Source organism: Streptomyces sp. PsTaAH-137, from assembly GCF_003259365.1.
Lineage (GTDB): Bacteria > Actinomycetota > Actinomycetes > Streptomycetales > Streptomycetaceae > Streptomyces.
Window position 1 is genome coordinate 284,100 of sequence record NZ_QLLY01000001.1, and the last position, 12,660, is coordinate 296,759.

Here is a 12,660-nt window from a genome sequence, read left to right on the forward strand (position 1 = left end):
TGCGACCAATAAGCAAGCAGGCGGGTCGGTCCGTACCGCTCAGCACTCTCGGAGGGCTCGATGGCGTCCACACTTCCCGACCCGTCCCCAGGCACCGACACGGCCGCCACCGCCCCGCCCGACGACAACCGGGCCGGACGGATCGAGGCCCACGGCATCGACGTGATCCCGGACGCGGACCGGCGCGGCAGGGCGAGTGAACTGTTCGCGGTGTGGGCCGCGACGGGCGTGAACTACCTCAGCCTGGTCGTCGGCGGCTCGCTGATCCTGATGGGGCTCGCCCTGTGGCAGGCGATCGCCGTCCTCGTCGTGGGCAGCCTGTTCTCCGTCCTCACCGGCCTGCTCGCGATACCCGGCCCGGCCGCGGGCGCGCCCAGCGAAGTGGTCACCCGCGCGCTCTTCGGCGTCATCGGCAACCGCGTGAACAACGCGATCACCGGCTGGCTGATCTCCGTCTGCTACTTCGCGCTCAACCTGGCCGCCGCGGCCGTCGCCGCCTTCTCCCTGGTCGCGCGGGCCGGCGTCACGGTGAACACCCCGGTCAAGGTCGTCGTGATCGTCGTCATCGCCGCGCTCACGCTGACCATCAGCGTCTACGGCCACGCGACGATCGTGAAGCTGTACCTTCCCATCACGCTCGCGCTCGCGGCCGTCTTCGCCGTGGTCGCCGTCTTCGTCGTGGGACACGCGAACTTCGGTTACGTACCCCAACACCCGCTCACCGGGGCCGGGTTGTGGGCCGCGGTCCTCGCCGGGACCACGATGGTCGCCTCGGCCCCGCTCTCGTACACCACCAGCGCCGACTTCTCCCGCTACCTGCCGCGCACGACACCCAAGCGCGCGATCATCGGCTGGACCGCCCTCGGCAACTTCGTCTCCGGCCTCCTCACCTGTCTCATCGGCGTCCTCGCCGCGACCGCCGTCGACATGACCGACCCGCAGTCGGCCCTGGAGTCGGTCCTGCCCGGCTGGTTCACGCCGCTCTTCCTGCTCGCCCTCGTCCTCGGCACCATCGCCGTCAACGCCCTTACCGCGTACAGCGCGGGCCTCGCCCTCCAGGCCGTGGGCCTCACCATCCGCCGCCAGGTCAGCGTGCTCTTCGACGGCACGGTCGCCATCGCGCTCACCCTCTACGGCCTGCTGATCTCCAACTTCCTCGACACGGTCAACAACGTCCTGCAACTGACCGTCGTCCTGCTCGGCCCGTCCGTCGCCGTCTTCGCGACCGACATCGTCCTGCGCCGCAACCGCTACGACGGCCCGGCGCTGTGCGACGAGCGCCCCGGCAGCCCGTTCTGGTACCGCGGCGGCGTCAACTGGGCCGGCGCGTTCTCCCTGCTCGCCGGCGCGGGCGCCGCCGCGCTCTGCGTGAGCACCGTCTACACCGGGCCCGTCGCCGCCGCCCTCGACGGCGTGGACCTCGCGCTGCCCGTCGGCATGGTGGTGTCCTGCGCGTGCTACTGGCTGACGATGCGCCGCTCGCTGGCCGGGACCGCCCGCGGCTGACCCGGGGTACGGGCCCGGCCGTCCCGGCGTCAACGACACCGTACAGAAGCGCAGTTGTGCGCCGGAAGGAGCGAGAGGCGGCACCGGCGGCCATCAGGTCCGTGGTGTCACGGCGTCATCGTGAAGCCGGTCGGGGGGAGGCCGTCGACGTCCGATGCGTCGACCCCGGTGCCGAGGCCGGTGTCCCAGTCGGCGAGCGGCGCGGTGTCGGTGACGGTGCCGCCCTGGGCCCGGCACTCGTCGGCGCTCAGCGGGCGGGGCACGGAGGTGACGGTCTCTTGAGGCCCACCGTCCGCCGTCAGGCTGGTGATCCGGCAGTACTGCGTGACGGACGGGACGCCGTCGTCGGCGTGGGCTGTCACCACGGGTCCGGCGGCGAGGGCGGCGGCGATCACGATGAGCGGGATACGGACGAGCACGGCGTCTCCTGGGGCAGTGGGTGCACGAGGGTGCGAGGAACCACCCGGTCCGGACGCGGAGCGGGTGTCCCTTCAGCGTGCCGGTTGTCCGTGGCCTCCGCGATCGCGGGCTCTCAACGGGGCCGTGGGCTGGGAGCGTCACGCTGCGTGAGCCTTCGGGATGCGTACGGTGAGGAGCGCGTGCAGTGTGTGTCGAGGCGGAACGTGGCCGTCTTCGCCATCCCCGGTGCATCGCATCGTGGAGATCCAGGCCGGCAAACCCTGAAAGGACCGCATCAGATGCGCAGCATTGCCAAGTACGTCGCTGTCGGTGCTCTCGTCACCCCCCTGGTCATCGGCGCCGCGGGTATGGCCTCCGCGGACGACGGCCCCGCCTACAACAAGTCGCAGAACTCTGCGAACTCCAGCGGCGGCATGACCTCGAGCACCGTCAGCGGCTTCACCCCTGACGGCAAGGCTTACTTCAAGACCACGACGAAGCAGGCCGGCCCCTCGGGTGCCACCGGCAACACCACGGGCTCGCACTCCTGACGCGGTCCATCCCAGCCGACGGGACCTGAGCCCGTCAGCTGACGCTCGTGCCCCGCAGCCGTTCTTCGGGCTGCGGGGCACAGCCGTGTCACCTGCGGCGCGGATCGAGCACCGTGCGGCGCGAGCGGAGTCAGGAGTGCGAGGCGATCTCCTCGTAGCGCGGTCCGCCGTCCCCGCCGAGGTGCAGCACTTCCCGGTGGAAGTACGCACCGGTCGCGTCGAAGCCGGAGGCCGTGCGGGTGTACGCGATCCGCCCTCCGTCGAAGTCGAGCGTCGTCCCGCGGTACCAGGGGCCGTCCGGGCCCGACGGCGCCGACGAGGCGGGGACCGCAGCGGGTTGGGCGTGCGCGGCGGCGACCGCCGGTGCGGCCATCAGGCAGGGCAGGGCGAGCACGGTGGGTAGCAGGAGCAGCCGCTTACGTCGCAGGGCGCGGAAAGTGATGTGCATGCTCCGACCCTGCCCCCTGGCCGGGCCGGATCACGGCATGGACGCGCCGGACGCGCCGGCCGGGAGCGAGGCGGGAGGCGTTGCGGCCGGGGCCGGCTGCTGAGACTGCGTCGGCGAGGTCGGCGAGGTCGGCGAGGCCGCGGCGGGTGTGGTGGGTGTGGCCGGTGTGCTGGGGCCCGTGCTGGGCGCCGGGTCCGCCGTCGGTGTGGCCGACGCGACAGGCGACGGGGACGTCGTCGGGCGGTCGGCGATGCTGGTGGTCGCCTCGGCGGGGGCGAACAGGGCGTTGCCCGCGAAGCGCACGGCGGCGCTGCTCATCCGGTGCGCACCGGTGTGGAACGTGCAGGAGAAGCGGCCCTGATCGCTCGTGACCGTGTTGCACCGGCGCATCTCATCCCCGTCACCGGTGACCTCGACGGCCAGCGCCAGCCCGGCCAGCGGGTAGGTGAGGGTCTCCCCTTCCACCAGGCGGCCCGTGACGGTGAGCGTCGACGCCGTCCCCACCGTGATCTCCTGAGCGCCCAACTCCGTGACCACGACCGCGGTGCGTGTGGAGACGAACGACGCGGCCGGAGGCGGCGGAGCGGGCTTCGCCACGGCGGCCGCGGCGCCGGTGGCGACCGACCCCAGCAACACCAGCGTTGCCGAGCCCAACAGAATCCTCGACGAGCGCATCAACACCACATCCCAAGCGACAGCGAACAGATCCTGCCAGGTATGCCACTTATCGCAGTGTTCGTAACGAACCCGGCAGACCCGGACGGGTGAACCGGCGGCCTCTGTCCCGAACGGCCGCGCTGCTCCGGGAAGCCGCCTCCAGTGGTGTACGGCCGGCCCCGCCGAGGTGTAAACCAGCGGTAACACCTGTGCGCGACATCCGTCCGCGGCGGGCAACCCCGTATCGAGGGAGCCGAGTTGAGCAAGGACCGTACGTACGACTACGTCATCGTCGGGGCCGGTTCGGCCGGGTGTGTGCTCGCGGGGCGGCTCAGCGAGGACCCCTCCGTCCGGGTCGCCCTCGTCGAATCGGGGCCCCGCGACCGCAAGACGGAGATCCGGATACCGGCCGCGTTCCCGAAGCTGTTCAAGACGCCGTACGACTGGGACTTCGCCACCACCAAGCAGGCCGCCCTGGACGACCGCGAGCTGTACTGGCCGCGCGGCCACACCCTCGGAGGCTCCTCCTCCATCAACGGGATGATGTGGGTGCGCGGCCACCGCGCCGACTACGACGCGTGGGGCGAGGCGGCGGGGGAGGAGTGGGCGTACGACGCCTTCGAGCCGTACTTCCGGCGCGCCGAACGCTGGGGCGGGGAGCGCCCCGCGCGGTCCGTGTACGGCACCGAGGGCCCGCTGCACATCTCGCCGCAGCGCTCCCCGAACCCCACCACGGCCGCGTTCCTGGCCGCCTGCCGCGCCCAAGGGCTGCGCGAACTGGGGGAGTTGAACGAGCCGGACCACGCGGGCTTCGGCATGACCCCGGTCAACCAGTACCGCGGCCGCCGCTGGAGCGCCGCCGACGGCTACCTCAAGCCCGCAGCCCGCCGCCCCAACCTCGACATCTACACCGGCGCCCGCGTCACCCGGCTCGACTTCGACGGCACCCGCGCCGCCGGGGTCGTCGCGGAGGGCGTCTCCGCGGGCACCCTGCGCGCCACCCGCGAGGTCATCCTCAGCGCCGGCGCCATCGGCTCACCGCACCTGCTCCAGCAGGCCGGGATCGGCGACCCCGAGACGCTGGCCGCGGCGGGCATCGACACCTTCGTCGCCGCACCCGGCGTCGGCCGCCACCTCCAGGACCACCTCGCCTACGCGGTCACCGTCCGCTGCCCGCGCCCGGTCTCGCTCACCGGTGCCGACACCCCGGCCAACCTCGCACGCTTCCTGCTCGGCGGCCGCGGCCCGCTCACCTCGAACGTCGGCGAGGCCATCGCCTTCGTCCCGTCCCGGCCCGAACTGGCCGCACCCGACGTCGAGTTGCTGTTCGCCCCGGTGCCCTTCGTGAACCACGGACTCACCCCGCCCACCGAACACGGCCTCACCATCGGCGTGATCCTGCTCCAGCCGCAGAGCCAGGGCCGGATCACCCCGACCGGCGTGGGCCGCGGGCCCGCCATCGACCCGGGCTACCTCGCCGCCGACGAGGACCTGCGGGCCCTGGTCGCGGGCGTACGCCGCGCCGAGGAACTGCTCGCCGACCCCGCGCTGAGCCCGCTGCACACCTCGGCCCTGGGCGGCTACCCCGGCGTCGTCGACGACGAGGCCCTCGCCCGGGCGGTCCGGGCCGGTGCCGAGACCCTGTACCACCCGGTCGGCACCTGTCGCATGGGCACGGACGAGGGCGCGGTCACCGACCCCCGGCTGCGGGTGCGCGGCACCGAGGCGCTGCGCGTCGTCGATGCCTCCGTCATGCCGCACATCACCCGCGGCCACACGCACGCACCCACGGTCGCCCTCGCGGAGAAGGCGGTGGAGCTGATCCGCGAGGACGCCCGCACCTGAGGCGGTCTACGAGCCGACGCTCACCGTGAACCGGCGCGGATTGCCGTCGTTCGCCGCGCCCGACACATCAGGCTCGCCGTCAGGTCGCACGTCGTCGTACGGGAACGCGTAGCCGATCGGCGAGTTTGCGTGCACGATCCGCGACCAGTGGTTCGTCGTCGCGTCCTGGTAGTAGTCCGACGACCCCGCGCCGTTCGGCTGCGTGGGGTGCGTGAGCATGATGCTGCGGTTGAATCCGGCGGCGAGCCGGGCCAGCAGGCCCTTCTTGTCGTCGGAGTCGCCGGGGTTGTTGGCGAACGGACCGTAGTTGCAGGTGAAGATGTCCTTCGCGGACGGCTTGGAGAAGGTGTGCCCGCCGTTGAAGGTGAGCGTGTCGCCGCTGACCCGGCCGGTGAACACACCGCGCCCGCCCTGCAGATCGATGCTCAGGTCGGTGGCGGCGTACTTGGCCCACACCTGGTCGGCGTAGGCGTCGAAGTAGTCGCGGAACGGCATCTGGTCGGGCTGCCCGAAGAACGGCGCCATCAGGTTCTGCGGGGAGATCGCGCGCAGCACCTTCCCGTCGCCGCCCTTGATGATCAGCTTGTCCCAGGGCTGCCCGTCCTTCGCGGCCTGCGCCGCGAGATCCGCGGCGATCTTGTCGACGGCGCCGTCCGGCAGCGGGGCCACGGTGTGGGTGGCGTCGCCCTCCAGCGTCAGCCCGATGGGCAGCGCGGTGACCAGGTCGACGTAGCTGATGTTCGCGTACAACTGGTCCGAGTTGAAGGTGAATTCGCAGAACGACCAGGTCTTGTCGTAGTTCGGGTCGGCCTCGGTGGCGAAGGCCGGCTCGACCAGCGACGGCCCCGGGTTGAGGAAGAAGTCGAGCGTGTCGTCCCGGACGAAGTAGACGCGGGCGCCGTACATCTGAGGCAGCGTCACCACCTTCGGCGCGGAACCCGCCGCGCCCAGCGGGATGGCGCAGTCGACGGGCAGCGGGGTCTGCGGGGCGCTCGGTGACGCGGGGTGATAGACGCTGCCGTCGGCCTTGAGCAGCACCCAGTTGCCCGTCGACTGCTCGTGCCCGGTGACATAGGCGTTGACGGTACCGCTCAACGACTTGTTCTCCAGGGCCAGTTCACAGGTCGCGGGGGCGGCGCCCGCGGTCCAGGCCGGCACGGTCAGTGATGCGGCCGCCGTTCCGACGGTCGCTGCGGCGCCGGCGAGGAACAGTCTGCGCGATATCACGATCGGTACTCCCGACATGTGGGGGGTGTGGGGGAGCCCCACTGTGGCGAGAGCGATCAGACGCGTCAAGACTTATGGCAGGGAGCGCTCCCAGTAAATGATCTCGTTCATTTATTGAAGGTGGACGGTATACAAACGATTGGTCCGTACCTTGCCTGGTCAGGCCCGGTGGGACGGCGATTGTCAGTGGGCGGTGGAAGACTCGGCAGTCCGGAGCAGAAAACGGAAAATCCCTCGACGAGGAGGGCACGACCATGATCACTACAAACTTCGTGGACGGCGGTCCGGTCTGGCTGGATCTCGGCACCCCGGACCTGGACGGAGCGGTGTCGTTCTACGGCGGACTCTTCGGCTGGCAGTTCGCGTCGGCGGGCCCCGAGTACGGCGGGTACGGCACCTTCCGGCTCGGCGACAAGGCGGTGGCGGGCGGGATGACCGTCACCCCCGAGCAGGGTGGCCCGGCCTGGAGCGTCTATTTCCGGACCGGTGACGCCGACGCCACGGTCAAGGCGGCCGAGCAGGCCGGCGGCACCGTCCTCTTCCAGCCGATGGACGTCGGCGATCTGGGCCGCATGGCGATGCTCGCCGACCCCGGCGGCGCGGCCTTCGGCATCTGGCAGCCCGGCGTCCACAAGGGCCTGGAGCACGTGACGGAGGACGGCGGGCTGAACTGGGTGGAGCTGTACGTCCCCGACCCGGCCGCCGCCAAGGCGTTCTACGGCACGGTCTTCGGCTGGGGCACGTTCGACGTGGAGTTCCCGGGCGGCTCGTACACGACGGTCAACCCGGCGGGTACGGACGAGAACGCCATGTTCGGCGGTATCGTCCCGCTGGACTCCGACCCCGCGGAGGCCGGGGCCGGCGGGCACTGGACGCCGTACATCCACGTCCCGGACGTGGACGCGACGGCCGCCACCACGCAGCGGCTGGGCGGCACCGTCCGCTCCGCTCCGGTCGACGTGCCCGGGGTGGGCCGGATCGCCAAGCTGGCCGATCCGTACGGCGCCGGATTCGCCGTGCTGAGGGGTGACCCGAATCAGACATGAGGGCGGGCGGGCCGCCCGGCGTTGATCGCGCGTTGATCGAACGTTTTTCGCCGGGCGGCAGGCTCTCCCCATGCACGCGACCACGACCCTCCAGCCTGCCGATCCCACCTGGCAGGACCAGGCCCTGTGCGCCCAGACCGGTGGCGACTTCTTCTTCCCCGAGCCGGGCAGCTCCGTCAGAGAGGCCAAGCAGATCTGCAGACTCTGCGAGATCCGCCCGGCCTGTCTGGAGTACGCGCTGGCCAACGACGAGCGCTTCGGCGTCTGGGGCGGCCTCTCCGAGAAGGAGCGGCACCAGCTCCGGCGCGGCTGACGCACGGGCCTGCACCGGTACGGATTACGGACCGGTGCGGCCGGATTCGTTCGGTCACCCGCCGCGCACCGGCGTCACGGGTGAGCCGGGCCGGCTTGCCTAGCTCTCCGGTGCGGCCCGGATCGCCGAGATGTCGAACTGCAGCCGGACCTTCTCGCTGACCATCGTGCCGCCCGCCTCCAGCCGCTTGTTGTAGACCAGGCCCCACTCCGTGCGGTCGATGGTCGTGGTGCCGTCGAAGCCGGAGCGCTCGAAGCCGAACGGGTCCAGCACCGATCCCAGATAGTCGAGTTGCAGGTCCACGGGGCGGGTCACACCGCGGATCGTCAGATCCCCGGTCATGCGGAACGTCTCACCGCCCTCGTGGACCGTGGACGTGCTGCGGAACACCATCTCCGGGTGGCGCGCCGCGTCGAAGAAGTCCCGCCCCACGATGTGCGCGTCGCGCTGTTCCACACCGGTGTCGACACTGCCGACCCTGATCACCAGCTCGGCACGCGACCGGGACGGCGCCGCCCCGTCGAAGTACAGCCTGGAGTCGTAGTCGGCGAAGGCGCCCCGCACGGTGGTGACCATCGCGTGCCGCACGGAGAAGCCGATCCTGCTGTGCGGGCGGTCGATGGTCCACTGCCCGGACAGTGCCCGGAGCGCCGGATCGAGCGCGACATCGCCGGCGTTCTCGCCCGGGAGCGGCGTACGAGGGCTGACGACGGCCGGGGCCGTGTCGACGGTCGCGCCCTGGTGGCGACGGTTGAAGATACCCATGCGGGCGAAGCCTCCTTCGATGTGATCACTCCGTGTTATCACGCCATCGGCCGCGCGTGGACGGCGAGTTGGGCGGTCTCGTCCGAGTTCTACGTGGTCGGGCCGTTATAGCTGCACAGGATCGCCATCAATGTGAACGCACGGCCGGATATGCCGATGTCACTCATCGTGATCCTCTTCGGTGTCGCGCCGGGCCCGTGCCCGAGGCGGGGGAGGGCCGGAACGGGCACGCGCAGCGCTGCGGCCGTTCGCCCGCGAACTGGCCCGCATCCTGGCCGGCGACGACTACGGACGGATGACGATGGTGCTCAGAGTTCCGTTGCCCCACACCGTGGTCTGCAGCATCATCCGGCCGTCCAGGGAGGCCATCATGAACTCCGGGACGAAACGATCGGTGAAGAACGTCGCGAAGCCGCTCCGCAGCAGGTCCACCTCACTTCCCACCAGATCCCACTCATCGAGCAGTCGGACCCGGAACCACACCTGGCAGGGCTCGACGTCCGGATCTTCCCCGAGGTGCTCACGGCCCAGTGCCAGGAGAAACTCGCTCCTGTCGTCGAGGAGCCCGTACTCCTCGGCCATGCGGTGCCAGCCGCCATTGGCCTTGTCCGCGAAGTCCGGAGCATCCAGGTCGGCGACCTCGTCCGAGCGGGAGTCGAAGCGCCCGTGCTCGGGCCGGGCGCTCGCGGGCGACACCTGCTTCGGCAGCGAAGGCAGCCGAACGGCCCGCTGGACCCGTTCGACGAGTCGAAGTCCGGCAGGCGCGAGCAGCGAACCGATTTCCGGGTCGGTCAACATCACGACAGCACCATATCCACGGGCCAGCTCTCCTACGTGCCGACAGGATTCTGACCGCCTCTCCCGTGCCGAACCAAGGCTCTGGGCGGCCGTCAAAGCAGCAGCAACCGCCGGGATGTCACAAGCCGAGAGGCTGTCTCGTCTCGGTACGCGAGCTCGTGACAACGGAGTGGGTGGGCCCCGCAGGCGGTCCACCTCTCCCTCTACAGACAGGTCAGTGGCATGGAGATCCTCAGATACATATTTCTCGTCTTCCACCTGTTCGGCTTCGCGGCACTCCTGGGCGGGATCTTCTACCAACTGCGCGGCAAGGACACCGTGACCGGCAGCTACATGGTCACCAGCGCGGTCGTCCAGTTGGTCACCGGCATCGGACTCGTCTGGACCCGTACGTCCCTGGATCTGCCGGTGCCCGAGGCGAAGATGGGGGTGAAGCTGGCCCTGGACGTTCTGGTGGCGGTCGTCGCCCTGGTGGGCATGCGGAACAAGAAGTCGTGGGCGTTCTTCGCCGTGGCGACGTTCACCGCTGCCGCGGCGGTCGTGGCCGTCGTGTGGAAGTAGGCCTCAGCGGTCGGGCACCGTCCAGGTCTCCAGCAGATAGCTCTCCACGACAGGGGCTTCGGGGGCGCGGCTGTCCAGGCGACGCCCCAGGGCCCGCCCCTGGGCACGCACACGCAGACGGTAGCGGCCGGGGCCGGCGGCGGCGAGGTTGGGCAGCTCGTCGATGGAGCCGTCCTCCCAGGAATGCACGTTCAGCCGGCCCGTGGTGGAGAGGAAGCCGGCCTCCGCGCACGCCTCGGTGCCCGCAGGCGCGGGGGCGACGGTGTGCGGGCGGACGGTGACGTGGACGTAGCCGGTGTGCAGCCCGGTGAGGACGCAGCCACCGTCCGTGCCCAGGGCGAGAATCCCGTCGGAGGCGCTGTCGGGGCCGGGCAGACGGTCGGTGCCCAGGTCGGGGTCGGCGAGGTAGAAATGCGCGCAGTGGACCCAGACCGGGACCGGTCGGCCGTCGGCGGCGTCATGGTTCATGTGTGCTTCAACGCCTTGGGGCGCGCCCGGATGCGATGTTCGTCGCGGCTGAGCGCGCCCACGCGGCGGAGCGGCAGGCCGACACAGCCTCGCGTCCCGACCGGCCTGCCGGTTGGACTAGCGCGTGGCAGCCCTCGCCGCCATGCGGGCCTTGCGGGCCGCCAGCTTCTCGTCGAACTTGGAGGCCTCGGTGTCGAGGCCGTTCATGAACAGGCCGAGCTCCTCCTGCGCCTTGAGGCCCTCGGGGCCCAGGCCGCCGATCTCCATGACCTTCAGGAAGCGCAGCACGGGCTGGATCACGTCGTCGTGGTGGATCCGCAGGTTGTAGACCTCGCCGATCGCCATCTGCGCTGCGGCCCGCTCGAAGCCGGGGATGCCGTGGCCGGGCATCCGGAAGTCGACGACCACGTCGCGCACGGCCTGCATCGTCAGGTCGGGTGCCAGCTCGAACGCCGACTTGAGGAGGTTTCGGTAGAACACCATGTGCAGGTTCTCGTCGGTCGCGATGCGCGCCAGCATGCGGTCGCAGACCGGGTCGCCGGACTGGTGGCCGGTGTTGCGGTGCGAGATGCGGGTCGCCAGCTCCTGGAACGCGACGTACGCGATCGAGTGCAGCATCGAGTGGTTGTTGTCCGACTCGTAGCCCTCGCTCATGTGCGACATGCGGAAGGCTTCCAGCTGGTCCGGGTCGACGGCGCGCGACGCGAGCAGGTAGTCGCGCATCACGATGCCGTGCCGGCCCTCCTCGGCGGTCCAGCGGTGCACCCAGGTGCCCCACGCGCCGTTGCGCCCGAAGAGGGTCGCGATCTCGTGGTGGTAGCTGGGGAGGTTGTCCTCGGTCAGCAGATTGACGATCAGCGCCGTGCGGCCGACCTCGGTGACCTTCGACTGGCTCTTCTCCCAGGCCTCGCCGTCCTCGAAGAGGCCGGGGAAGTTGCGGGCGTCGGACCAGGGCACGTACTCGTGCGGCATCCAGTCCTTGGCGACCTTCAGGTGGCGGTTCAGCTCCTTCTCGACCACTTCCTCCAGCGCGTACAGAAGGCGGGCGTCGGTCCATGTGGTCGACGACCCGAGGCGGGGAGAGATGACGGTCACGGGGGCTCCTGGGGGACGGAGGTACAGCGAGCGGTTCTACCTACGGTGTCGTAGGTTACGTTGCCGTAGGTTAAGCGCTCCATAAGGAGCTGTGGTTACGCGTAGAGGCCCCGAAGCCGCACTGAGAGGCACGTCACACAGCCTTCGAGTTTCTCGAACTCCGAAATGTCCACCAGTACGGGCTCATGCCCGAGGTCCGCGAACAGCTCCGCCGACTTGGGCGCGCTCGCCGCCATGAGCAGGCGGTTTCCGCCCAGCAGGACGACATGGGAGCCCGCCTCCTCGGGCACCGGGAGGAAGCGCGGGAAGAGCGAGGCGTGGTCGACCAGCGGCTCGTGACCGATCACCGTGCCGTCGGGCAGCGCCGTGACCGCCGACTTCAGATGCAGCACTGTGCTGACGGGGACCGCCACCACGCGGGCCCCGAGCGGCTCGAAGACCTCCCGCAACTGCTGCACCCCGGCCGCGTTCGTCCGGCCGCCGCGCCCCACGTAGAGGGTGTCGCCCACCTTCAGTACATCGCCGCCGTCGAGCGTGCCGGGTTCCCACACCCAGTTGACGGAGCAGCCGAGACGCGCCACGGTCTGCTCGACCCCCGACGTCTCCGCGCGCCGCGATCCGGCGCCGGATCGCGCGATCAGCGCGACGTTGCGGAAGACGACGACGGTGTCCTCCACGAACACCGCGTCCGGGCAGTCGTCGGCCGGTTCGACCAGCACCGTCTCCCAGCCGTGCGCCTCCAGCGCCGAGACGTACTCCTGCCACTGCTCACGGGCCCTCCCCGGGTCGACGGGGGTGCGCGCGACGTGGGTGACGAGCCCCTCCGCCAGCCGCGGGCCTGGCCGGCGGACGAGGGCCTTCTTGCTGGGCACGGGTGTTCTCCACGGGTCACGGCGGATGTGATGCCGCGGCTGAGGGTGACGGCGGCGGGCACATCATGCACAGCCGGGCAGGCGCGGCGGAATCCCCCGTTACGCGGCT

Annotated in this window: 15 protein-coding genes; 6 read left to right on the forward strand and 9 right to left on the reverse strand. The window is 70.6% G+C overall.

The window, feature by feature from the left end:
- Window positions 1–60 precede the first annotated feature (60 nt).
- Window positions 61–1,506 (forward strand): cytosine permease, encoded by a 1,446-nt coding sequence (locus K377_RS01100; protein WP_111661144.1) that lies wholly within the window; start codon window positions 61–63, stop codon window positions 1,504–1,506.
- A 107-nt stretch (window positions 1,507–1,613) separates the two neighbouring features.
- Here the strand turns inward: K377_RS01100 and K377_RS01105 are convergent, their stop codons facing one another.
- Window positions 1,614–1,925 carry a hypothetical protein gene (locus K377_RS01105; protein ID WP_111661145.1) on the reverse strand — a complete coding sequence of 104 codons (312 nt, stop codon included), beginning with the start codon at window positions 1,923–1,925 and terminating at the stop codon, window positions 1,614–1,616.
- 279 nt (window positions 1,926–2,204) lie between these two features.
- Between K377_RS01105 and K377_RS01110 the strand changes: the two genes are divergently transcribed.
- The gene (locus tag K377_RS01110) at window positions 2,205–2,456 is read left to right on the forward strand and encodes a hypothetical protein (protein ID WP_111661146.1); all 252 of its coding nucleotides are present in this window, start codon (window positions 2,205–2,207) and stop codon (window positions 2,454–2,456) included.
- 130 nt (window positions 2,457–2,586) lie between these two features.
- Here K377_RS01110 and K377_RS01115 read toward each other — a convergent pair whose 3' ends face one another.
- Complete coding sequence (locus K377_RS01115) at window positions 2,587–2,904, reverse strand: hypothetical protein (protein WP_111661147.1); 318 nt, start codon at window positions 2,902–2,904, stop codon at window positions 2,587–2,589.
- 30 nt (window positions 2,905–2,934) lie between these two features.
- A complete protein-coding gene (locus tag K377_RS01120) occupies window positions 2,935–3,558 on the reverse strand; it encodes a hypothetical protein (protein ID WP_146614674.1) in 624 nt (207 codons plus the stop codon).
- A 261-nt stretch (window positions 3,559–3,819) separates the two neighbouring features.
- Between K377_RS01120 and K377_RS01125 the strand changes: the two genes are divergently transcribed.
- Window positions 3,820–5,406, forward strand: coding sequence for a GMC family oxidoreductase (locus K377_RS01125; protein ID WP_111661149.1), 1,587 nt, complete (start codon window positions 3,820–3,822; stop codon window positions 5,404–5,406).
- A gap of 6 nt (window positions 5,407–5,412) precedes the next feature.
- On the opposite strand, the gene K377_RS01130 is transcribed toward K377_RS01125, so the two are convergent.
- Window positions 5,413–6,633, reverse strand: coding sequence for a glycoside hydrolase family 64 protein (locus tag K377_RS01130; protein WP_111661150.1), 1,221 nt, complete (start codon window positions 6,631–6,633; stop codon window positions 5,413–5,415).
- A 254-nt stretch (window positions 6,634–6,887) separates the two neighbouring features.
- Here K377_RS01130 and K377_RS01135 point away from each other — a divergent pair, with 254 nt between their 5' ends.
- Window positions 6,888–7,679, forward strand: coding sequence for a VOC family protein (locus K377_RS01135; RefSeq protein ID WP_111661151.1), 792 nt, complete (start codon window positions 6,888–6,890; stop codon window positions 7,677–7,679).
- A 70-nt stretch (window positions 7,680–7,749) separates the two neighbouring features.
- Window positions 7,750–7,992: a WhiB family transcriptional regulator gene (locus K377_RS01140; protein WP_111661152.1), complete on the forward strand. Its 243-nt coding sequence runs from the start codon at window positions 7,750–7,752 to the stop codon at window positions 7,990–7,992.
- Between the two features lie 99 nt (window positions 7,993–8,091).
- Here K377_RS01140 and K377_RS01145 read toward each other — a convergent pair whose 3' ends face one another.
- Window positions 8,092–8,757 carry a YceI family protein gene (locus K377_RS01145; protein WP_111661153.1) on the reverse strand — a complete coding sequence of 222 codons (666 nt, stop codon included), beginning with the start codon at window positions 8,755–8,757 and terminating at the stop codon, window positions 8,092–8,094.
- Between the two features lie 285 nt (window positions 8,758–9,042).
- Window positions 9,043–9,555, reverse strand: coding sequence for a hypothetical protein (locus tag K377_RS42020; protein ID WP_237551887.1), 513 nt, complete (start codon window positions 9,553–9,555; stop codon window positions 9,043–9,045).
- A 222-nt stretch (window positions 9,556–9,777) separates the two neighbouring features.
- On the opposite strand from K377_RS42020, the gene K377_RS01155 reads away from it, so the two are divergent.
- On the forward strand, window positions 9,778–10,116 hold the full coding sequence (locus tag K377_RS01155) for a hypothetical protein (RefSeq protein WP_111661154.1): 339 nt from the start codon (window positions 9,778–9,780) through the stop codon (window positions 10,114–10,116).
- Window positions 10,117–10,119: 3 nt separating this feature from the next.
- Here the strand turns inward: K377_RS01155 and K377_RS01160 are convergent, their stop codons facing one another.
- From K377_RS01160 to ddaH, 3 genes are all read right to left on the reverse strand, one after another.
- Entirely contained in the window at window positions 10,120–10,584 is a 465-nt protein-coding gene (locus tag K377_RS01160; protein WP_111661155.1) for a hypothetical protein, read from the reverse strand.
- 117 nt (window positions 10,585–10,701) lie between these two features.
- A complete protein-coding gene (locus tag K377_RS01165) occupies window positions 10,702–11,679 on the reverse strand; it encodes an acyl-ACP desaturase (RefSeq protein ID WP_111661156.1) in 978 nt (325 codons plus the stop codon).
- Between the two features lie 95 nt (window positions 11,680–11,774).
- On the reverse strand, window positions 11,775–12,551 hold the full coding sequence (gene ddaH, locus K377_RS01170) for a dimethylargininase (protein ID WP_111661157.1): 777 nt from the start codon (window positions 12,549–12,551) through the stop codon (window positions 11,775–11,777).
- Window positions 12,552–12,660 lie beyond the last annotated feature (109 nt).